The 19,039-nt window shown below is 60.7% G+C and carries 21 protein-coding genes; 17 read left to right on the top strand and 4 right to left on the bottom strand.

Annotated features, from left to right (window positions below; all coding sequences use genetic code 11):
• Nucleotides 1-82: 82 nt before the first annotated feature.
• A complete protein-coding gene (pcaQ, locus tag KJP30_RS24375; RefSeq protein ID WP_343222814.1) occupies nucleotides 83-1,003 on the bottom strand; it encodes a pca operon transcription factor PcaQ in 921 nt (306 codons plus the stop codon).
• A 99-nt stretch (nucleotides 1,004-1,102) separates the two neighbouring features.
• On the opposite strand from pcaQ, the gene pobA reads away from it, so the two are divergent.
• The 5 genes from pobA (at nucleotide 1,103) to KJP30_RS24350 (ending at nucleotide 5,027) form a co-directional block, all read left to right on the top strand.
• The gene (pobA, locus tag KJP30_RS24370) at nucleotides 1,103-2,272 is read left to right on the top strand and encodes a 4-hydroxybenzoate 3-monooxygenase (protein ID WP_218452157.1); all 1,170 of its coding nucleotides are present in this window, start codon (nucleotides 1,103-1,105) and stop codon (nucleotides 2,270-2,272) included.
• A 49-nt stretch (nucleotides 2,273-2,321) separates the two neighbouring features.
• Nucleotides 2,322-2,723: a 4-carboxymuconolactone decarboxylase gene (gene pcaC, locus KJP30_RS24365; RefSeq protein WP_218452156.1), complete on the top strand. Its 402-nt coding sequence runs from the start codon at nucleotides 2,322-2,324 to the stop codon at nucleotides 2,721-2,723.
• Nucleotides 2,724-2,735: 12 nt separating this feature from the next.
• Nucleotides 2,736-3,464 (top strand): protocatechuate 3,4-dioxygenase subunit beta, encoded by a 729-nt coding sequence (pcaH, locus tag KJP30_RS24360; RefSeq protein WP_218452155.1) that lies wholly within the window; start codon nucleotides 2,736-2,738, stop codon nucleotides 3,462-3,464.
• A 3-nt stretch (nucleotides 3,465-3,467) separates the two neighbouring features.
• Nucleotides 3,468-4,088 (top strand): protocatechuate 3,4-dioxygenase subunit alpha, encoded by a 621-nt coding sequence (gene pcaG / locus KJP30_RS24355; RefSeq protein ID WP_218452154.1) that lies wholly within the window; start codon nucleotides 3,468-3,470, stop codon nucleotides 4,086-4,088.
• Nucleotides 4,089-4,196: 108 nt separating this feature from the next.
• Complete coding sequence (locus KJP30_RS24350; RefSeq protein ID WP_218452153.1) at nucleotides 4,197-5,027, top strand: 3-oxoadipate:acetyl-CoA acetyltransferase; 831 nt, start codon at nucleotides 4,197-4,199, stop codon at nucleotides 5,025-5,027.
• Nucleotides 5,028-5,077: 50 nt separating this feature from the next.
• Here KJP30_RS24350 and KJP30_RS24345 read toward each other — a convergent pair whose 3' ends face one another.
• Nucleotides 5,078-5,623, bottom strand: coding sequence for a DUF3859 domain-containing protein (locus tag KJP30_RS24345; RefSeq protein ID WP_218452152.1), 546 nt, complete (start codon nucleotides 5,621-5,623; stop codon nucleotides 5,078-5,080).
• Nucleotides 5,624-5,834: 211 nt separating this feature from the next.
• Between KJP30_RS24345 and KJP30_RS24340 the strand changes: the two genes are divergently transcribed.
• The 3 genes from KJP30_RS24340 to KJP30_RS24330 all read left to right on the top strand — a co-directional run bounded on the left by KJP30_RS24340 (nucleotide 5,835) and on the right by KJP30_RS24330 (nucleotide 8,742).
• Nucleotides 5,835-6,569 carry a helix-turn-helix domain-containing protein gene (locus tag KJP30_RS24340; protein WP_218452151.1) on the top strand — a complete coding sequence of 245 codons (735 nt, stop codon included), beginning with the start codon at nucleotides 5,835-5,837 and terminating at the stop codon, nucleotides 6,567-6,569.
• 128 nt (nucleotides 6,570-6,697) lie between these two features.
• Entirely contained in the window at nucleotides 6,698-6,925 is a 228-nt protein-coding gene (locus tag KJP30_RS24335) for a hypothetical protein (RefSeq protein WP_224874768.1), read from the top strand.
• Between the two features lie 215 nt (nucleotides 6,926-7,140).
• Nucleotides 7,141-8,742: a BCCT family transporter gene (locus KJP30_RS24330; RefSeq protein WP_218452150.1), complete on the top strand. Its 1,602-nt coding sequence runs from the start codon at nucleotides 7,141-7,143 to the stop codon at nucleotides 8,740-8,742.
• 82 nt (nucleotides 8,743-8,824) lie between these two features.
• Here KJP30_RS24330 and KJP30_RS24325 read toward each other — a convergent pair whose 3' ends face one another.
• The gene (locus KJP30_RS24325; protein WP_218452149.1) at nucleotides 8,825-10,423 is read right to left on the bottom strand and encodes a phosphoenolpyruvate carboxykinase; all 1,599 of its coding nucleotides are present in this window, start codon (nucleotides 10,421-10,423) and stop codon (nucleotides 8,825-8,827) included.
• Between the two features lie 340 nt (nucleotides 10,424-10,763).
• On the opposite strand from KJP30_RS24325, the gene KJP30_RS24320 reads away from it, so the two are divergent.
• From KJP30_RS24320 to fabI, 8 genes are all read left to right on the top strand, one after another.
• On the top strand, nucleotides 10,764-11,465 hold the full coding sequence (locus tag KJP30_RS24320) for a response regulator transcription factor (RefSeq protein WP_218452148.1): 702 nt from the start codon (nucleotides 10,764-10,766) through the stop codon (nucleotides 11,463-11,465).
• A gap of 3 nt (nucleotides 11,466-11,468) precedes the next feature.
• Nucleotides 11,469-13,187, top strand: a complete 1,719-nt coding sequence (locus KJP30_RS24315; protein ID WP_218452147.1) for a sensor histidine kinase — start codon at nucleotides 11,469-11,471, stop codon at nucleotides 13,185-13,187.
• Nucleotides 13,188-13,195: 8 nt separating this feature from the next.
• Nucleotides 13,196-13,612: an HPr kinase/phosphorylase gene (locus tag KJP30_RS24310; protein WP_343222813.1), complete on the top strand. Its 417-nt coding sequence runs from the start codon at nucleotides 13,196-13,198 to the stop codon at nucleotides 13,610-13,612.
• A gap of 2 nt (nucleotides 13,613-13,614) precedes the next feature.
• Nucleotides 13,615-14,544 carry an RNase adapter RapZ gene (gene rapZ / locus KJP30_RS24305; protein ID WP_218452146.1) on the top strand — a complete coding sequence of 310 codons (930 nt, stop codon included), beginning with the start codon at nucleotides 13,615-13,617 and terminating at the stop codon, nucleotides 14,542-14,544.
• Nucleotides 14,541-14,939, top strand: coding sequence for a PTS sugar transporter subunit IIA (locus KJP30_RS24300; RefSeq protein ID WP_218452145.1), 399 nt, complete (start codon nucleotides 14,541-14,543; stop codon nucleotides 14,937-14,939). Before rapZ ends, KJP30_RS24300 begins: the two co-directional genes overlap by 4 nt.
• A 34-nt stretch (nucleotides 14,940-14,973) precedes the next feature.
• Nucleotides 14,974-15,252 (top strand): HPr family phosphocarrier protein, encoded by a 279-nt coding sequence (locus KJP30_RS24295; RefSeq protein WP_218452144.1) that lies wholly within the window; start codon nucleotides 14,974-14,976, stop codon nucleotides 15,250-15,252.
• A gap of 45 nt (nucleotides 15,253-15,297) precedes the next feature.
• The gene (locus KJP30_RS24290) at nucleotides 15,298-16,176 is read left to right on the top strand and encodes a lysophospholipid acyltransferase family protein (protein WP_218452143.1); all 879 of its coding nucleotides are present in this window, start codon (nucleotides 15,298-15,300) and stop codon (nucleotides 16,174-16,176) included.
• Nucleotides 16,177-16,267: 91 nt separating this feature from the next.
• Nucleotides 16,268-17,032 carry an enoyl-ACP reductase FabI gene (fabI, locus tag KJP30_RS24285; RefSeq protein WP_218452142.1) on the top strand — a complete coding sequence of 255 codons (765 nt, stop codon included), beginning with the start codon at nucleotides 16,268-16,270 and terminating at the stop codon, nucleotides 17,030-17,032.
• Between the two features lie 41 nt (nucleotides 17,033-17,073).
• Here the strand turns inward: fabI and KJP30_RS24280 are convergent, their stop codons facing one another.
• On the bottom strand, nucleotides 17,074-17,949 hold the full coding sequence (locus KJP30_RS24280; protein ID WP_218452141.1) for a 3-hydroxybutyryl-CoA dehydrogenase: 876 nt from the start codon (nucleotides 17,947-17,949) through the stop codon (nucleotides 17,074-17,076).
• Between the two features lie 145 nt (nucleotides 17,950-18,094).
• On the opposite strand from KJP30_RS24280, the gene KJP30_RS24275 reads away from it, so the two are divergent.
• Nucleotides 18,095-18,925, top strand: coding sequence for a DUF6473 family protein (locus KJP30_RS24275; protein WP_218452140.1), 831 nt, complete (start codon nucleotides 18,095-18,097; stop codon nucleotides 18,923-18,925).
• Nucleotides 18,926-19,039 lie beyond the last annotated feature (114 nt).

Below are 19,039 nucleotides of genomic sequence, written 5' to 3'. Positions count from 1 at the left end.
TATGGTGCCTGTCCAAATGGGGGTGTGTAAAGCGATATTTTGGTGAAAGCCGCATTAAGTTGTGGACGAATACGATTCGGCGTCACGATATTGGTAAAGACTCTGCTTCGTGTCGGAGGGCGCGTTCAAAAAGCTGGCGACTGCGCGATGCGGCGCTGTCAGGGCGGGTCATCAATCCGACGGGGCCCGCCGTCAAATCAAGATCCAGCGGCAAAGCCGCCAATGCGCCATCGTCGATTTCCGGCGCGACCACGCCTTCGGAAATGAACCACAACATGTCCGAATGGCGTAGAAATCGCCGTCCGAACGCGCCTGATACACAGTCGATGCGGTCGGGGAAAGGGCCAAGTCCCTGAGACAGGCACCATTGGTCGACCAACGGACGAATGGCCGCGCCTTCGGGAGGGTAGAGGACGGGCCAGTCGATCAGGTCCTGAGGAGACAGGGCTGCATGGCCGATCAACGGATGATCCGCGCGGGTCACGCAGATCACCCGCTCTTGGTAAAGTTGGGTAAAGGAAATGCCGGCCATCATGTCCGGCGTGCCCATACGGCCGATCACAAGGTCCAGTGCCCCGGATTGCAGATCGCGGGTCAGGGCACCGTGGGCTCCGTCGCGCAGAACAAGCCGGGTCGAGGGCGACACTTTGCGAAACCGCGTCACCACGCGCGGCATCAGGCGCACCGCGACGCTGGGCAGGGCGCCGACGCGCAGCACCTCGGCCCCGCCTTCGCGCAGTTCGGTCACGCCCGAAACCCCGCGGCGCAGCGCCGCAAGGCTTTGCCCTGCAAACTCAAGGAAAACCTCGCCCTCCGGAGTCAGGCGGACACCGCCTCGGTCACGGGTCATCAGCGCGGCGCCAAGGATCTCTTCCAGTTCCTTGAGCGTCTTGGACAGCGCCGGTTGCGTCAGGTTCAACTCGGCACAGGCCCCTTTGAGACTGCCCTGCCGGGCAATGGCGGTCACGGTTTCGAGGTGGCGCAACTTGATCCGACGGTCCAACAATTCACTTATCCATTTTGGAAACTAAATGGCTCAAAGCGTCATTTTACATGTTGCGTGGGTTCATTCTAGTCTCTGCGCAAAGGGAGGACAGACATCATGCGCACGCAGGTTTGCATCATCGGCGGGGGGCCGTCGGGGCTGTTGCTCAGCCAGTTGCTGCACCGGAAGGGCATCGACAGCATCGTTCTGGAGCGCAAGACCAAGGACTATGTTCTGGGCCGGATCCGCGCGGGCATTCTTGAAACCGGGATGGTCGATCTGATGCGCGAGGCCGGCGTGGGTGAGCGCATGGACCGTGAATGCATTGTCCATGACGGCACGGTGATCTCTTACGGGGACGAACAATTTCGCATCGACTTTACCGAACTGACCGGCAGCCATGTGGTCGTCTACGGCCAGACCGAGGTGACGCGGGATCTGTACGAGGCGCGCGAAAAAGCGGGCGGGCAGATCGTCTTTAATGTCGAGAACGTCCGCATCCATGGAGCCGACAGCGACGCGCCTTACGTGACCTATGATGTCGATGGGGCAGAGGCACGGATCGACTGCGACTACATCGCGGGTTGCGACGGGTTCCACGGGGTCAGCCGCCAGACAATCCCTTTGACGGTGCGCAAGGAATACGAAAAAATCTATCCCTTCGGCTGGCTGGGCATCCTGTCCGAAACGCCTCCGGTGCACGAGGAACTGATTTATGCCAGTTCCGAACGCGGCTTTGCCCTGTGTTCGCAACGGAATGCGAACCTCAGCCGCTATTACATCCAGTGTTCGCTGTCAGACAGCCCCGAGGACTGGACCGATGCCGCCTTTTGGGAAGAGTTGAAGCGCCGCATCCCGACCGAAGCCGCCGAAGCGCTGGTCATGGGGCCGTCTATCGAGAAAAGCATCGCGCCGCTGAGGTCCTTCGTGACCGAGCCGATGCGCTGGGGGCGGCTTTTCTTGTGCGGTGACGCGGCGCATATCGTGCCGCCAACCGGCGCAAAGGGGCTGAATACGGCGGCCAGCGATATCCACTACCTTTATAACGGCTTGGTGCAATTTTACGAAACCGGCGATAGCGAAGGTATCGACCGCTATTCGGAAAAGGCGCTGGCCCGGATCTGGAAAGCCGAGCGGTTCAGCTGGTGGATGACCACCTTGCTGCATCGTTTCCCGGATCAGAATGAATTCGACCTGAAGATGCAGCTTGCCGATATCGAATTCCTGCGCTCCAATCGTGAGGCGCAATCGGTGCTGGCGCAGAATTACATCGGGCTGCCCTATTGAACGTGGCGTTTCAAGGAAACCCCGCATTTGGCCCCGAATGGAGGACAGCATGACCAACCGATACGACGCAGGCATGAAGGTGCGCCGTCACGTGCTGGGCGACGCCCATGTGAACCGCGCAGAGGCGGCCAAGACACCCTTTGACGAGCGGTTTCAAACCCTGATCACCGAAGGCGCATGGGGGACGGTCTGGGCGTCGGACGGGATCAGCGACAGGGAACGGTCGATGCTGACCTTGGCGCTGCTGGCGGCGCTGGGCAATTTCGACGAAATCCCCATGCATATCCGCGCCACGGCGCGCACGGGGGCCAGCAAGACCGATGTGCTGGAGGCGTTCCAGCACGTTGCGATCTATGCCGGTGTGCCGCGCGCCAATCACGCGCTGAAGCTGGCCAAACAGACCTATGCCGAAATGGAGGCCCCGGAGGCCGACACGCCCGGGGACAAGTGAGGAGATACCGACATGCCCAGCCAAGGCGAATATTACCAGCGGGACCGCGACCGGCACCCGCCGGCCTATGCCAAGGAATACAAGACCAGCGTCGCGCGCTCGCCGCAGTATTCGCTGATCAGCCTTGAAAACTCGGTCGGAGAGATCACCGGCCCGGTCTTTGGCCACAATGATCTTGATCCGATGGATCGCGACCTGATCCACAACTATGCCCAACCCGGCGAAAGCGCCATTGGCGAACGGATCATCCTGCATGGGCGGGTATTGGACGAAAACGCGCGGCCCGTGCCCAACACGCTGGTCGAGATTTGGCAGGCCAATGCCGGTGGACGCTATCGCCACAAGAAGGACACTTATCTTGCCCCCATCGACCCGAACTTCGGCGGCTGTGGGCGCACCTTGACCGATGAGAACGGGTACTATTTTTTCCGCACGGTGAAACCCGGTGCCTATCCGTGGCGCAACTACGTGAACTCGTGGCGGCCCGCGCATATCCATGTTTCGGTCTTTGGGTCCGGCTTTGTGCAGCGGTTGATTTCGCAGATCTATTTCGAGGGTGATCCGCTGATCCCGAAATGCCCGATCGTGCAGACCATCCCGAACCAAGAGGCGATCGACAGCCTTGTGGCGGCGCTGGACATGAACGCGACGATCCCGCTGGATACCATCGCCTACAAGTTCGACATCATTCTGCGTGGTCGCCGTTCGACCCTGTTTGAAAACCGTCTGGAGGGGAACTGAACCATGGTGCAGAAACTGGACTATCTCAAGGAAACCCCGTCGCAGACCGCAGGCCCATACGTGCATATCGGGCTGGCCCCCGGCGCGGCAGGTTTCGACATCTATGAACGCGAACTGGGCTGGGACATTGCCGGGCCGAACGCCGAAGGCGAGCGCATCCGCGTCGAGGGCCTTGTGATCGACGGCACCGGCTCTCCCATCAAGGACGTGATGCTGGAGGCGTGGCAGGCCAATGCCAAGGGCGTCTATGCACATCCCGAAGGCGGCGGCGAGGTCGAAGAGGGCTTTCGCGGCTGGGGCCGGGTCATCACCGATTTCGCTAGTGGCGAATGGGGGTTCGATACGGTCAAGCCGGGCAAGACACCGGGCCGCAACGGCACCACTCAGGCACCGCATATCAACCTCTGGATCGTCGCCCGCGGCATCAACGTTGGTCTGAACACGCGGATCTATTTCGACGATGAACCCGAAGCCAATGCCGAAGATCCCGTGATGAACATCATCGAATGGGAACGCCGGCGCGCAACCTTGCTGGCCAAGCGGACCGAGCGGGACGGCAAGCCTGTCTACCGGTTCGATATCCAGTTGCAGGGGCAGGACGAAACCGTCTTTTTCGACATCTGACGCCTTGGGGCGGGAGGGCAGGGCGGTCTTCCCGGCTTCTTCTCTTGCCGATTTCTCACTACCTTGCCCGATACCAGACATGACGCCAGCGAGGGGAGCGCACCCGCCATGACAAAACCCTGCATCATCTGCGTGGCCATCACAGGATCCGTTCCACGCAAAAAGGACAACCCGGCCGTCCCGACAACCATCGAAGAGCAGGTCGAATCCACCCATGCGGCCTTTGAGGCGGGGGCAAGTATCGCTCATTGCCACGTTCGGATGGAGGATGAAACGCCAACCTCTGACCCGGAACGCTTTGCACGACTGGTCGAAGGTTTGCAGAAACATTGCCCCGGCATGATAATCCAGCTGTCCACTGGTGGGCGATCGGGGGCCGGGCAAGAGCGCGGCGGCATGCTGTCCTTGCGGCCGGATATGGCCTCTCTTTCGGTGGGGTCCAACAATTTCCCGACCCGCGTGTATGAGAACCCGCCGGATCTTGTGAATTGGCTGGCCTCGGAAATGCGCACCTATGAGGTGAAGCCGGAAATCGAAGCCTTTGACCTCAGCCATATTTTCAAGGCCGCCGAGATGAACCGCGACGGGCGCATTCCCGGCAAGCTGTACGTTCAGTTCGTCATGGGCGTGAAAAACGCCATGCCCTGTGATCGCAACGTCTTTGACTACTACATCGAGACGGTCAGGCGGCTTGCACCGGACGCGGAATGGTGCGCCGCCGGGATCGGTCGGCATCAGGTCGAGGTCAACGAATGGTCCATTGCGGCGGGGGGGCACACCCGCACCGGTCTGGAAGACAATGTCCGCTGGGACAAGGAAACGCTGGCGCCCTCGAATGCCGCGCTGGTGCGGCGCGCTGTCGAGCTGTGCGAAAAATACGAACGTCCCGTCGCCACATGGCAGCAGGCGCGAGAGATCCTTGAACTGCGCGCGGCCTGACCTGCCAGGTCAGAATGCGGGGCGCAAAGCTGTCGCCCCGCGCCGTGTTGTCAGGACATGATTTCGGCCCCGAAACAGGCCTGCTGCACGGCCGGAACGGTTCCGGGGGCGGTGACGGTAAAAGGCTGTTGCAGCAAAACCTTGCCGTCTTGTTCGACCTGGAACATCCAGGCACCTTCCAGCAGCTCGTAGTCATGTTCAAATGTAAAGAGGTTGAGCGAAACCTCTCCGAAGTTCATCGGTGCCTGCCAGCGTTCCACGGTCCGCGCGGTTGGCCCCATGGGCGGATGTGTGACGACAACCGTCACCTCGGGCACCGACGCGCCTGCCGTCAGGCTGGCGCGGATGCCAAAGCTTAGCCCCATTTCCGCGGGGATCTGCAAGGTTTCCACGTCAATGGGCCGATCTTGATCGACAAGGTTCAAAAGGCCGGACAGGGTTTCCGGCGCGGGCCGCGTGCCCTGCAATTCGACTTCGCAGATCACCCCGAAGGACTCGAGCGTCAGCGGAGGTTCCACGAAGGCACCGACATCCGCAAATGCGGGCGCGCCGACAAGGGTTGAAAAAGCAAGTGCGGCGAATGGTTTGGCGTGCATGTCGTCTTCTCCCGAAGGCTGGGCCAATAAAATAGCACGGGATCAGGTTAGGGGCAGGGGCAGGATTTGCCTACCCGCTTTGCCCCTTGAAATGGCAAGGTTCGGGCGCACCGGCGGGGCTTTGCCACCTTCTGTGGTCGGGTGCGCTATTGGGCTGGAGGATGCGATGGCCTATGAACGGGGGCGGTCGCACGGGGGACATGCTGGGGCGATGACAGATTCAGAGATTGCAGCAAGCGGAGCGCTGTCCATCCGATCCTACAGCCTGACCGGGAATACGCACAGCCATGACTTTCACCAAGTGGTCGTGCCCCTGTCGGGGAGTATGCAGATCACGTTGAAGGGCAAGGCCTATTCCGTCGCGCCTGGTCATTGCTTCATTGTTCCCGCGCAATCGGTTCATGACTATGCGGCGACAGAACCCGCACGCTTTCTTGTCGCGGACATGGCCTGTTTGCCGAAAAACGCGGCCAGCGTGCCCGACCCCTGCGTTTCGATCGAAGCCGATCTCAGGGCGTTTTGCGCCTATGCAGACGTGCAGTTGACCCTGTCCTCGGACGACCGGATTGCGGGGCTGTTGTTTCACCTGTTCTGGCAGTTGTTTGCGCGACAGACATTCGCCAGCCGGTTGGACAAGCGGATCATGCGGGCGGTCGAGCGAATGGAAGCCGATCTTGCCGCGTCGCATAAGGTCGAAGATCTTGCCGCCACGGCTTGCCTGAGTGTCAGTCAGTTCAAATCGCTGTTTCGCAAGACCCTTGGGCTTTCCTGTACCGCCTTTCTGACCGCGCGCAGGATGGACCGGGCCCGCAGTTTGCTGATGAACACCGACTATCCGGTGCATTTGGTCGCCATCGAGGTCGGATACGAGGACGCCTCGGCCTTCAGCCGCCGGTTTCGGGCGCATTTCGGGCAAAGCCCGAGGGAACTGGCCCGCGGGCGGTGAGTTTCGGCCCGGCGGCATGAAAAATCGGCCGCCCTGCACAACGACATGCCGCGACTCCTGATACCTCGGGCTTCATTCCTTCGGGGGGCGATCCCCGCCTGCGGATCAATGGCGAAAGGAGCCTGACGATGACAAGACTTGTGACCCTGCTGGAGATCTCGGGATCTTCGCTTGCCATTGTCTACGCGTTGCTGATCGCCTCGAATACCGGCAACGAGGTGGCCGGTTTTACGCTGTTGCTGATTTCCTCCGGGTTGTTTGCCGGATGGGCGGTGATCGACCGGCGCTGGGCGTTTCTGCTGTTGCAGGGGTTCTATGTCGCGTCGGCCATTCTGGGCCTGATCCGTTGGGCGTGACGCCTGTTGGGGTAATTGGGCAAAAAAAATTCACTTGTGATTCAGCGTTCGGAACGCCTGTCTTAGCGGCTTGAAATCAAGGGAAAATACTGCGGTTCCCCAGGATGTTTGGGCGCCCTTGCGCGGTCCTGAGGGACGTTTGCCCGGGTTGGACAGGTCAAAGCGGCCTGTGCAAGGCTTGTCGATACCGGAAACGGAACGCGACAGGAGGGACAATGTCAGACGCCAGGAAAAAGCTGGATCCCGACCCGAGGGTCTGGGATTTCGAAACTGAATACGAACTGGGACAGGACAATATTCGTCCTTTGGGGTTGGACATTCACAACCCCGTTTTCCTTGTTTCCAGTATCCTGATCATGGGGTTCGTCCTGTTGGCCTTGGCCAACCAAGAGACGGCGGCCACCTTCTTTGGCTGGTTGCGGCCATGGTTGACCAGCACCTTTGATTGGTTCCTTGTCTTGTCCGTCGATGCGATCACCCTGTTCTGTCTGGCGCTGATCGTTCTGCCCGTGGGCAAGGTACGGATCGGCGGGAAGGACGCCAAGCCCGACTATTCCTATGCCGGATGGATCGCGATGATGTTCGCGGCCGGGATCGGCATTGGCCTGCTGTTCTTCGGCGTGCTGGAGCCGGTCTATTACAACTTCTCCGAAGGCGGGAACGCGCGGCCCTTGGGCATCGACATCAATGAGCCGGGGAATGAATACATCGGAATCGTCGGTACGATCCACCATTGGGGGCTTGAGGGGTGGGCTGTCTACGCCGCCGTGGGGCTGTCGCTCGCGATCTTCTGCTACAACCTGAACCTGCCCCTGACGTTGCGCTCGGCGTTTTATCCGTTGCTGGGAGAGCGTGTCTGGGGCTTTTGGGGGCATGTCATCGATACGCTGGCGGTGTTCTCGACGCTGTTTGGCCTGACCACCTCTCTGGGACTTGGGGCGCAACAGGTCGCTGCCGGATTGAACGAGGTCTTTGGCATCGCGCCGTCGCCCACGGTGACGGTGTTGCTGATTGTCGGTATCACACTGATCGCGCTGGGCTCGGTCCTTCTGGGGATGGACGCGGGCGTCAAGCGCCTGTCCGAAATCAACATGATCATGGCCGTGGCGCTGTTCATCTTCGTGATCGCAGTCACCGGAGTCGGGGTGGCGATCACGCGGTATGTCTCGGTCATGGTCGATTACGTGACCTTGCTGCCTGCGTTGTCCAATCCGTTCGGGCGCGAAGACACCAGTTTTTTCCACGGTTGGACGACCTTCTACTGGGCGTGGTGGATCGCATGGTCACCGTTTGTGGGAATGTTCATCGCCCGCATTTCGCGGGGCCGCACGGTGCGCGAGTTCGTGATCTGCGCACTATTGGCGCCGACAGCGGTCTGCGCCTTGTGGATGTCGACCTTTGGTGGCGCGGCCATCGATATGCTGAACGCGGGCGGGGCCGAAGGGGTCCGCGCAACGGTGATCGACAGCTATGCCCCGGAAGGCGCGTTGTTCGGCTTTCTGAAAGAACTGCCTCTGTATTCGGTTGTGGCGCCGGTATCCTTGTTGCTGATCGTGATCTTTTTCGTGACCTCGTCGGATTCCGGCTCGCTGGTTATCGACACGATCACGGCGGGCGGCAAGCTGGATGCGCCGGTGATTCAGCGCGTGTTCTGGTGCACGCTGGAGGGGCTGGTGGCCATTGCGCTGTTGCTGGGCGGCGGCTTGAACGCGCTTCAGGGCGCGGCTGTCTCCACGGGCATCCCGTTTACGCTAGTGGTGCTGATCATGTGTTATTGCCTCTGGCTGGCACTGAGGGCCGAACAGCAAAAACTGTAACGGGCCGCGCCCACGCGGCGCGTCAGGCAGAAAAAAAGCCCCCCGCATCGGCGGGGGGCTTTCGTCATTCCGGTAACGGCGTTCAGCCGATTGCCACGGCTTTCACGTCATCGTCGATGTAGGGGACGTACTGTTCAAAGTTGTCCGCGAACATCTGCACCAGTTTTTGTGCCTGCGCGTCATAGGCGGCCTTGTCGTCCCAGGTCTTGCGCGGATCCAGAAGCAGTTCCGGCACGCCTTCGACCGACACGGGAACCTCGAAGCCAAAGTTCGGATCCTTGCGGAACTCTGCATTGGCCAGCTTGCCTTCGAGCGCGGCATGCAGCAGGGCGCGGGTGGCCTTGATCGGCATGCGCGAGCCTGTACCGTAGGCGCCGCCGGTCCAGCCGGTGTTGACCAGCCAGCAGGTCGCGCCGTGCTTGGCGATCTTGTCGCGCAGTAGGTTACCGTAGGCCTCGGGACGGCGCGGCATGAAGGGCGCGCCAAAGCAGGTCGAGAAAGTGGGCTCGGGCTCGGTCACGCCGCGCTCGGTTCCGGCGACCTTCGAGGTGAAGCCGGACAGAAAGTGATACATCGCCTGCGCCGGGGTCAGCCGCGCGATCGGGGGCAGAACACCAAAGGCATCACAGGTCAGCATGATGATGTTTTTGGGATGACCACCCAGCGCGGTCTTGGACGCGTTGGAGATGTAGTGCAGCGGGTAGGCGCAGCGCATGTTGGCGGTCAGGCTGTCATCCTGGAAGTCAAGGTCGAAGGTTTCTTCGTCAAAGACCATGTTCTCGATCACGGTGCCGAACATCTCGGTCGTGGCGTAGATTTCCGGCTCTGCCTCGGGGGACAGGTTGATCGTCTTGGCATAGCAGCCGCCTTCGAAGTTGAAGGTGCCGCGATCCGACCAGCCGTGTTCGTCGTCGCCAATCAGCACGCGCTCGGGGTCAGCCGAGAGGGTGGTCTTGCCGGTGCCCGACAGGCCAAAGAATACAGCCGTATCGACCGGGTTGTTCGGCGCGTGGTTGGCCGAGCAGTGCATCGCCATGATGCCTTTTCCGGGCAGGATGTAGTTCAGCAGCGTAAAGACCGACTTCTTGTTTTCACCGGCATATTCGGTGTTGCCGATCAGGATGAGCTTCTTGTCGAAGTTCAGGGCAATCACCGTCTCCGTGCGGCAACCGTGCTTTTCCGGGTCGGCCTTGAAGGTCGGGCAGTTGATGATGGTGAAATCCGCGATAAAGCTGTCCAGATCCTCGCGGTCGGGGCGGCGCAGCATGTGGCGGATGAAGAGGTTGTGCCAGGCGAGTTCCGAAATCACGCGCACGTCGATCGCGTTGGCCGGATCAGCGCCGCCGACCAGATCCTGCACGTAGTAGTCGCGGCCTTTCATATGTTCCAGCATGTCGGCGTGCAGCCGGTCGAATGCCTCTGCTTCCATCGGTGCGTTGTTTTCCCACCAGATCGAATCCTCGACCGTGGGAGTGCGCACGATGAATTTATCTTTCGGCGACCGACCGGTGTATTTGCCCGTGGTCACCAGAAATGCGCCGCCCTTGCCCAGCTTGCCTTCGCCTCGTTTGAGCGCGGCTTCGATCAGCGCGGGCTCCATGAGGTTGTAATAGACATTGCCGAGCCCTTCGATGCCCTGGTCTTCAAGCCGGAACTGAGGGTTCACCCGTCCAAATGTCATCTGCCTTGCTCCTGTCGCAGCACTGATCATGTCATGATGTACGCGGCGCCGTGCAGCGCCGGTGCGGATCCTCATAACACGTCGCTTTTCGGCATGAACAGGACGCAAGAGCGCAGTTTGCGCTACCAACCAATAGTTTAGCGATACCATGGCGGTGCTCTGCCGAAGCTTTATCAATGCGACGGAAACAGGTGCGTCTTTTTAGTCATTCCTTTGCCAAATTCGCGTCGGATGGAGGTCGACCCCGCGCCTGATTCGCAGTTTGTGATTGCTGTAAAGCGGAAAATCGCCGATACTGTGAAAAAAATCAGGCAACCAGAGCAGTAACAAGGACAGCAAAATGTCTAAGATCGCCCTCGTGGACGATGACAGGAATATCCTGACGTCCGTGTCGATGACCCTTGAGGCAGAAGGGTTCGAGGTGGAAACCTACAACGACGGTCAGTCGGCCCTTGATGCCTTCAACAAGAAGATGCCCGACATGGCTGTCTTTGACATCAAGATGCCGCGTATGGATGGCATGGACCTGCTTCAGCGTGTCCGCCAGAAATCCAAGATGCCGGTGATTTTCCTGACCTCGAAGGACGACGAGATCGACGAGGTTCTGGGCCTGCGTATGGGCGCCGACGATTACGTGAAAAAGCCGTTTTCGCAGCGCCTGCTGGTGGAACGCATCCGCGCGCTGCTGCGCCGACAGGAAGCGGTGGCGGGTGAGGTCGTTGGCGACACCGAAGAAACCAAGTTGATGACCCGTGGCTCGCTGACCATGGATCCGCTGCGCCACGCCGTGACGTGGAAAGGCAAGGATGTCTCGCTGACCGTGACCGAGTTCCTGCTGTTGCAGGCGCTGGCACAGCGCCCCGGTTTTGTGAAATCGCGCGATCAGCTGATGGACGTGGCCTATGATGATCAGGTCTATGTCGATGACCGCACCATCGACAGCCATATCAAGCGTCTGCGCAAGAAGATGCGTTCGGTTGACGAGGATTTCTCTGCCATCGAAACGCTTTACGGTATCGGATACCGCTACAACGAAGAGTAAGGGATGGCTCTGGCCGAACAGATCCCTATGAAAGATGAACGCGAGAGCCCGCGGCAGGACGCGGATGTTGTTCTGGGCGACGATTGGGTCGCCCCAGACAGCACCGTCGAAAAAGAGCTGCGGGACAGCCGCGCGCGGCGCGGGCTGTTCACGCTCAACCGCTCGCCGCTGACGCGCAAGATCATCACCTTCAACCTGATCGCGTTGAATGTGCTGGTTGCGGGGATCCTCTGGTTGAACTCCTCCCGCGATACGCTGGCGGTGCAGCGCGTCAATGCCTTGCAGGCTGAGGTCGAGCTGGTCGCGGATGTATTCGAGGCCCAGTTGCCGCGCGGCGCGCCTGTCAGCCTTGGCTCTGGCGATGGGATCGACGTGGCGCGTACGGTCGATGGCATTGATCTGCGCGACGGCGTCCGCTTGATGGTGTTCGACAGCGCGCGTTTCCTGGTCGGAGAGACAGAGGGCAAGATGCCGCCCGTCATTCCGCCGACCGAAGAGGAAAAGCCGACATTGATTTCGGATTTCCTGAATACGGTCTGGGACGGTGTCGCCGGTCTGTTCACCTATTTCGAAGCGGCCCCTGATCTGGACCTTGAGGATCGTCTGCGCCGCGCCATCGAGGCCGGTGATCCGGCCATGACCCGTGTGGAATCCGGTGGCGGAGAGGGGCCGACGTTGTTCTTTGCCTTCACGCCGATCCGACAGGGCGACACGCTGGTTGGCACCATCGCGCTGGTTTCACCCGCGGCGGAAATTGATGCCGCTGTCAGCGCGGAACGCGAACGTGTCTTGCAGATGTTCGTGATTGCCACGCTTGTGTCGATCGGGTTGAGCCTCGTACTGGCGTCGACCATCGCCAACCCCATCTCGGATCTTGCTGATGCGGCCGAAATCGGCCGCGACCGGAACAGCCGCACGCGGACACCGGGCCGCATCCGCATTCCGGACCTGACAGCCCGCCCAGATGAAATCGGTCGGCTGTCGGGCGCGCTGCGCGGCATGGTCGGCGCGCTTTACGATCGGATCGATCAGAACGAACAATTTGCCGCCGACGTTTCGCATGAAATCAAGAACCCGTTGGCCTCGTTGCGGTCGGCGGTCGGCTCTCTGCGGATGGTCAAAAAAGAAGATCACCGTGCCAAACTGCTGGACGTGATCGAACATGACGTGCGGCGACTGGACCGGCTGGTCAGCGATATTTCGAATGCCTCGCGGCTGGACAGCGAGTTGGTCAAGGAAGAAGAGCAAGAGTTCAACCTGCTGGAAATGCTGGGCAACCTGTCGGATTTCCTTGGTCAGGACGCACGCCAGAAGGGGATCGAGTTCATCACCGATTTGCCCAAGAAACCGGTGACCATTACGGGGCTGGAACCGCGTCTGGCGCAGGTCTTTGTCAACCTGATCACCAATGCGATCTCATTCTGCGAGGATGGCGATGCGATCCGTGTCTGGGCGCGGCGGCGGGACAACCGTGTGCTGGTCGTGGTCGAGGACACCGGCCCCGGCATCCCCGAGGAATCGCTGCAAAAGATTTTCAAACGGTTCTACACCTCGCGCCCGCAGCAGGATTTCGGCAATAACTCCGGTCTTGGGCTGGCGATTTCGAAACAGATCGTCGAAGCGCATGGCGGCGTCATCTGGGCAGAGAACATCCGCCCGACAGAAGCCGATGTCACATCGGAGCCTTTGGGCGCGCGCTTTGTCGTCGGCCTGCCGGTCTGAGCGTTCCCGTGCAGGACATCCTGCACGCAACCTCGGTTGCCGTTGCCGGGCGTGGATTGCTGATCCGCGGTGCCTCGGGCAGCGGGAAATCGGGCCTCGCGCTAGAGATGATGGCTCGCGGAGCGCTGTTGATCGCGGATGACCGGACCATTGTCAGGCGCCATGACGGCAGACTGATCCTTGACGTTCCGCTTGCGTTGCAAGGCATGATCGAGGCACGGCAGATCGGTTTGCTGCATGCGGACTGGGTGACTGGCGTGCCCCTTGCTGCGGTGCTGGATCTGGATGTGGCCGAAAGGCATCGTTTGCCGCCGAACCGACGCACCTGTCTTTTGGGTGTCGAAGTGCCATTGCTTCACAATTCCGCGTCTGAATATTTTCCCGCAGGACTCGTCCACTATCTCAAGTCGGGTCGGCGAGAGTAACCATGACCCAGCAAGACACCAGTTCCGTACGTATCGTTCTGATTACCGGGCCTTCGGGCGCGGGGCGGTCCAGTGCGATCAACGTGCTCGAAGACCTTGGTTTTGAAACCATCGACAATATCCCGCTGAGCCTTGTGCCGCGACTGGTGGGGCCGGACATGCCGCCGGCGCGCCCGCTGGCGCTGGGCGTTGATGTCCGGAACCGGGAATTCAGCGCGGATGGTTTGCTGGAACTCTACGGGACGCTGAGCGCACAGTTGAGCGTGCCGGTCGATATTCTCTATGTCGATTGCTCGGACGATGTTCTGGTGCGCCGGTATTCGGAAACGCGGCGCCGTCACCCCATGGCACCAGATGAAACGCCGATGGATGGCGTGATCCGGGAAAAGGCCTTGTTGACCGATGTCCGCTCGCGCGCGGACATCCTGATCGACACCTCGGAACTGACGATCCACGACTTCCGTGCCGAAATGGAAGGCTGGTTCGGCGCGGTCACGGGGCAGGGCACCGCCGTTTCAGTACAAAGCTTTTCTTACAAGCGCGGCCTGCCGCAAGGGTTGGACGTGGTGATCGACTGCCGCTTTCTGAACAACCCCCATTGGCAGGCCGAACTCCGCCCCTTTACCGGTCTTGATCCGGAAGTGGTCGACTATGTTACCCGCGATCCGCGGTACGAGGCCTTTGTCGACAAGGTCATGTCGCTGCTCTTGCTGATGCTTCCGGCAGTCGTTGCAGAGGGCAAGGCGCATTTCGCCATCGGTTTTGGCTGTACCGGCGGGCGCCACAGGTCGGTTGCCGTGACGGAAAACGTGGCGGCGGCCCTTGCACAGGAAGGCTGGCGGGTGTCAATTAGGCACCGCGAGTTGGAACGTCAGGGCGGATCGCCGGTTTCCGACCGTTCGATCGGCACTGGCAGAAAGGACCCCGAGTGATCGGCATCGTGATCGTCGCACATGGCGGATTGGCGCGCGAGTACCTCGCCGCAGTCGAACATGTGGTCGGTGAGCAGCCGGCCATGCGGGCGATTTCCATTGAGGCGGATGCAAATCGGGCCGACAAGCAGGCCGAAATCATTTCGGCGGCCAATGACGTCGACACCGGTGGCGGCGTTGTGATCGTGACCGACATGTTCGGCGGATCGCCTTCGAATCTGTCGCTGAATGCCTGCCGCCCCGAAAACCGGCGGATCCTCTACGGCGCGAATCTGCCGATGCTGATCAAGCTGACCAAAAGCCGGCATCTGTCGGTGCCCGAGGCCGTCCGTCAGGCTCTGGAAGCGGGGCGGAAGTATATCGACAGCCAGAATATTCCGGCCGATCCCAATTGAATGCATTGATCTGACAGCAGAAAGCCGGGTCCACATGTCCACATCCGTTCATCGCGCGCTGAAAATCGTCAACGAAAAGGGCCTGCATGCCCGCGCCTCGGCCAAACTGGTCGAAGTGGTCGAAGGATTCGATGCCATGGCGGAGGTCAGCCGCGACGGGATGTCCGCCAGCGGGGACAGCATCATGGGGCTTTTGATGTTGGCAGCCGCCAAAGGAAGCACTATTGAAGTCCAAACCTCGGGGCCGGACGCCGAGGCGCTGGCCGATGCGGTCGAGGCCCTTGTGGCGGATCGCTTCGGAGAAGACTGTTAGCGCCGGGCCCGGTGCTGACGTGCAACACGGGACTGTAGCAGGCGCATGGTCGAAAGTACCCAATCGACGTTGCCGAGAGGGCGGAGCGTGAGCAGGAATCCCGCACCCTATGACAAGCGCCAGGTCAGCTATGCCAACACGTTCACCAACCCGTGGAAGGCAAACACGATCCGGACGCTGGAATGGCTGACGGGCAAGATCCCCTTGTTGCGGATGGTCCGCCGGTTCGAACGCATGGGCCCTGTCGAGGGCCAGGCGTTCTGGAGCCAGGCGCTGGGCATCATGGGGATCGACCTCAAGACGCCGCCGGAACAGATTGCACGTATCCCCAAGGACGGTCCGGTCATCATCGTGGCCAACCACCCGCACGGGCTTGTCGATGGCATGGTTCTGGCTGAACTGATCGGCCGGGTGCGAACCGATTACAAGATCCTGACCCGCTCGTTGTTGACCGGTGTGAAAGAGGTCGAACCTTTCATGATCCCGGTGCCTTTCCCGCATGAGGAAGACGCCCGCGAGCAGAGCCTGGAAATGCGCGCCCGCGCGATGGATCACCTGAAGGCGGGGCATGTGATCGTGCTGTTTCCCTCCGGTGTCGTTGCCTCGTCCGCGACGTGGTGGGGGCAGGCCGAAGAGGCCGGATGGAACCCCTTTACCGCCAAGATGGTCCAGCGTTCCGGGGCCACCGTGGTGCCGATCTATTTCCCGGGACAGAACAGCCGCGCCTATCAGATCGCCAACAAACTGTCCGCAACGGTGCGTCAGGGGCTGCTGATCCACGAGGTCGTACACGCCTGCAACCGTCCGCAAAAACCCGTGGTGGGCGAGCCGATCACGCCCGAGGACGTCAAGGCTTTCGCCGGTGGCCAGCGAGAGTTCGTGGCTTGGTTGCGTGAGCGGACCTTGGGCCTGCGCGAAGGCTGATTCGGCACGGCAACCTGTCGCAGGTCCCCGTACCACGGCTGTTACAGTCCGCCCCTAAGCCAAAGCCGAATTGGCAGGCAGGAGTGCGGAGATGTTTTCGCTGCAAGGCAAAAAGGCGCTGGTCGTCGGGATCGCAAATGCACAGTCGATTGCCTATGGCTGCGCCAAGGCGCTGCGGGCGCAGGGGGCCGATCTTGCGATCACCTACCTGAACGACAAGGCGCAACCGCACGTGCGCCCATTGGCCCTGGACCTGGGGGCCGAGATCATCGCGCCGCTGAATGTCGGTGACGAAGGGCAGATAGACAGCGTCTTCGATCAAATCTCGGAGCGCTGGGGGCGGCTGGATACGCTGGTGCACTCCATCGCCTTCTGTCCGGCGGAGGATTTGCATGGTCGGGTGACCGATTGTTCCCGCACCGGATTTCAGACGGCGATGGATATTTCCGTGGGATCCTTCATGCATCTTGTCCGCAAGGCCGAACCGCTGATGCCTGATGGCGGATGTTGTATGACCATGTCCTACTATGGCTCGGAAAAGGTGGTCGAACACTACAACATCATGGGGCCGGTCAAGGCGGCGCTGGAATCCGTTTCCCGCTATATGGCGGCCGAACTGGGTCCAAAAGGGATCCGGGTTCACGCCCTGTCTCCGGGGCCCTTGGCCACGCGGGCGGCGTCAGGCATTGACCATTTCGACGAATTGTTGAACCGCGCCGCGGAACGCGCGCCGACCCATCATCTGGCAACCATCGAGGATTGCGGGGCCTACGCGGCCTTTCTGGCCTCGGACGCGGCGGCAAACGTCACCGGCGAGGTGCATCACATCGACGGCGGGTATAATATCGTCGGCTAGAGGGAATGTGTGCGCCCGGCAAGGGGCGGGCGCACTGCCTCTTATCGCGTCGGAACCGGGGTTTCGCCACGATAGTCATAGAAGCCACGCTTGGTCTTGCGGCCCAGCCATCCGGCTTCGACGTATTTCGTCAGCAGCGGGCAGGGGCGGTATTTCGTATCGGCCAGCCCGTCGTGCAACACGTTCATGATCGCCAGACATGTGTCTAGACCGATGAAATCCGCCAGTTCCAGCGGCCCCATCGGGTGGTTCGCGCCCAGTTTCATCGCCATGTCGATGGACTGAACGTTGCCGACACCTTCGTAAAGCGTATAGCAGGCTTCGTTGATCATCGGGATCAGGATGCGGTTCACGATAAAGGCCGGGAAATCTTCGGCACTGGCGGCGGTCTTGTCCAGTTTCTGGACCACACCAAGACAGGCCTCGTAAGTTTCCTGATCGGTGGCGATGCCACGGATCAGCTCCACCAGTTTCATCACCGGCACCGGGTTCATGAAGTGGAACCCCATGAACCTTTCGGGCCGGTCTGTCCGCGAGGCCAGCCGTGTGATCGAGATCGACGAAGTGTTCGACGTCAGGATCGTGTCGGGCTTGAGATGCGGCAGAAGGGCGGCAAAGATCTTGTCCTTGATCTCTTCCCGCTCGGTCGCGGCTTCGATCACAAGGTCGGTCTGTGCAATCTCGGGCAGTTCCAGCGTGGTGCGGATACGCGCCATGGCGGCATCGCGCGCCTCTGCCGCGATCTTTTCGCGACTCACCTGCCGGTCGAGGTTCTTGCGAATCGTGGCGACGGCCTTGTCCAGCGCGTCCTGGCTGATGTCATTCAGCCGCACTTCGTATCCCGCGACGGCCATGACATGGGCAATTCCGTTGCCCATCTGACCCGCGCCAACGACACCGATCGATTTGATTTCCATGGACGAACCCCCTTTTGCCGCGGCCACCATGGACCGGCTTGACCGGCGCTGCAAGAGCAGCGGATTCACCTCACATTGTCACATTAGCGAATTGGCAAGAGCTTTGACCGATTCTCCCCTTTGGGTGAGAAAAGAGGTGGGCGCAATGTCCGTACATGGTGGGGGCCACGGGGCCCTTGAGTATTATCCGTGCCGCTATGGCACATCACGTGTGCTGTTTCGCGGCCCGCGCCGTCAGCTGGACGGGATCTATATTGCCTTTCTCGGTGGAACCGAAACCTACGGGCGATTTATTGAACATCCGTTTCCAGCCTTGTTGGAACAAAGGATCCGGGTGGCTTGCGCCAATTTCGGTGTCGTGAATGCGGGCGTGGACCTGTATCTCAACGATCCCGGGGTGATGGACCTGATGTCCGAGGCCGCCGTGAAAGTGGTGCAGGTCATGGGGGCGCAGAACCTGTCCAACCGGTTCTACTCTGTCCATCCGCGCCGCAATGATCGGTTTCTGCGCGCCTCGGACAAGTTGCTGACGCTGTATCCCGAGATCGATTTTACCGAGTTCCACTTTGTGCGCCACATGTTGGGGCGCCTTTCCGAGGTTTCGGAAGAGCGGTTCGCCGAGGTTCTGTCGGAACTGCGGATGGCATGGACCGCGCGGATGAAACACCTGCTGACCCAGTTGCGCGGAAACATCGTGCTGTTGTGGTTTGCCGACCATCCGGTGCCCTCGGATCTGCCGATCCGGCTGGAAGGGGATCCCCTGTTCGTAAACCGCGAGATGATCGAGACCCTGCGCCCAAGAGTCAGCAAGGTCGTCGAGGTTACCGCCTCGGACGCGGCCCAGATCGAAGGCACGCGCGGCATGGTTTTCAGCGACTTCGAAGCCTGTGCGGCGGCGGAACTGCTTGGGCCACTGGCCCATGATGAGGTGACAGAAAGCCTGTCGACGGTGCTGGGCGAAATGGTCGGGCGCTAACACACCAAAGGCCCGCCGAATGGCGGGCCTTTTCGTTTTTTCGCGCTTTTGGGTGCGCTCAGAGTTTCTCGGTCAGTTCCGGGACGGCGGTGAAGAGGTCCGCGACCAGACCGT

The sequence above is a fragment of the Antarctobacter sediminis genome, assembly GCF_019218285.1.
Lineage (GTDB): Bacteria > Pseudomonadota > Alphaproteobacteria > Rhodobacterales > Rhodobacteraceae > Antarctobacter > Antarctobacter sediminis.
Note: the sequence above shows the minus strand (reverse complement) of the source record. Positions and strands in the feature narration are given on the sequence as shown.

Coding starts and splice junctions, on each gene's coding strand:
- pobA (WP_218452157.1), top strand. CDS start 1,103: ATGCGCACGCAGGTTTGCATCATCGGCGGGGGGCCGTCGGGGCTGTTG.
- pcaC (WP_218452156.1), top strand. CDS start 2,322: ATGACCAACCGATACGACGCAGGCATGAAGGTGCGCCGTCACGTGCTG.
- pcaH (WP_218452155.1), top strand. CDS start 2,736: ATGCCCAGCCAAGGCGAATATTACCAGCGGGACCGCGACCGGCACCCG.
- pcaG (WP_218452154.1), top strand. CDS start 3,468: ATGGTGCAGAAACTGGACTATCTCAAGGAAACCCCGTCGCAGACCGCA.
- KJP30_RS24350 (WP_218452153.1), top strand. CDS start 4,197: ATGACAAAACCCTGCATCATCTGCGTGGCCATCACAGGATCCGTTCCA.
- KJP30_RS24345 (WP_218452152.1), bottom strand. CDS start 5,623: ATGCACGCCAAACCATTCGCCGCACTTGCTTTTTCAACCCTTGTCGGC.
- KJP30_RS24340 (WP_218452151.1), top strand. CDS start 5,835: ATGACAGATTCAGAGATTGCAGCAAGCGGAGCGCTGTCCATCCGATCC.
- KJP30_RS24335 (WP_224874768.1), top strand. CDS start 6,698: ATGACAAGACTTGTGACCCTGCTGGAGATCTCGGGATCTTCGCTTGCC.
- KJP30_RS24330 (WP_218452150.1), top strand. CDS start 7,141: ATGTCAGACGCCAGGAAAAAGCTGGATCCCGACCCGAGGGTCTGGGAT.
- KJP30_RS24325 (WP_218452149.1), bottom strand. CDS start 10,423: ATGACATTTGGACGGGTGAACCCTCAGTTCCGGCTTGAAGACCAGGGC.
- KJP30_RS24320 (WP_218452148.1), top strand. CDS start 10,764: ATGTCTAAGATCGCCCTCGTGGACGATGACAGGAATATCCTGACGTCC.
- KJP30_RS24315 (WP_218452147.1), top strand. CDS start 11,469: ATGGCTCTGGCCGAACAGATCCCTATGAAAGATGAACGCGAGAGCCCG.
- rapZ (WP_218452146.1), top strand. CDS start 13,615: ATGACCCAGCAAGACACCAGTTCCGTACGTATCGTTCTGATTACCGGG.
- KJP30_RS24295 (WP_218452144.1), top strand. CDS start 14,974: ATGTCCACATCCGTTCATCGCGCGCTGAAAATCGTCAACGAAAAGGGC.
- KJP30_RS24290 (WP_218452143.1), top strand. CDS start 15,298: ATGGTCGAAAGTACCCAATCGACGTTGCCGAGAGGGCGGAGCGTGAGC.
- fabI (WP_218452142.1), top strand. CDS start 16,268: ATGTTTTCGCTGCAAGGCAAAAAGGCGCTGGTCGTCGGGATCGCAAAT.
- KJP30_RS24280 (WP_218452141.1), bottom strand. CDS start 17,949: ATGGAAATCAAATCGATCGGTGTCGTTGGCGCGGGTCAGATGGGCAAC.
- KJP30_RS24275 (WP_218452140.1), top strand. CDS start 18,095: ATGTCCGTACATGGTGGGGGCCACGGGGCCCTTGAGTATTATCCGTGC.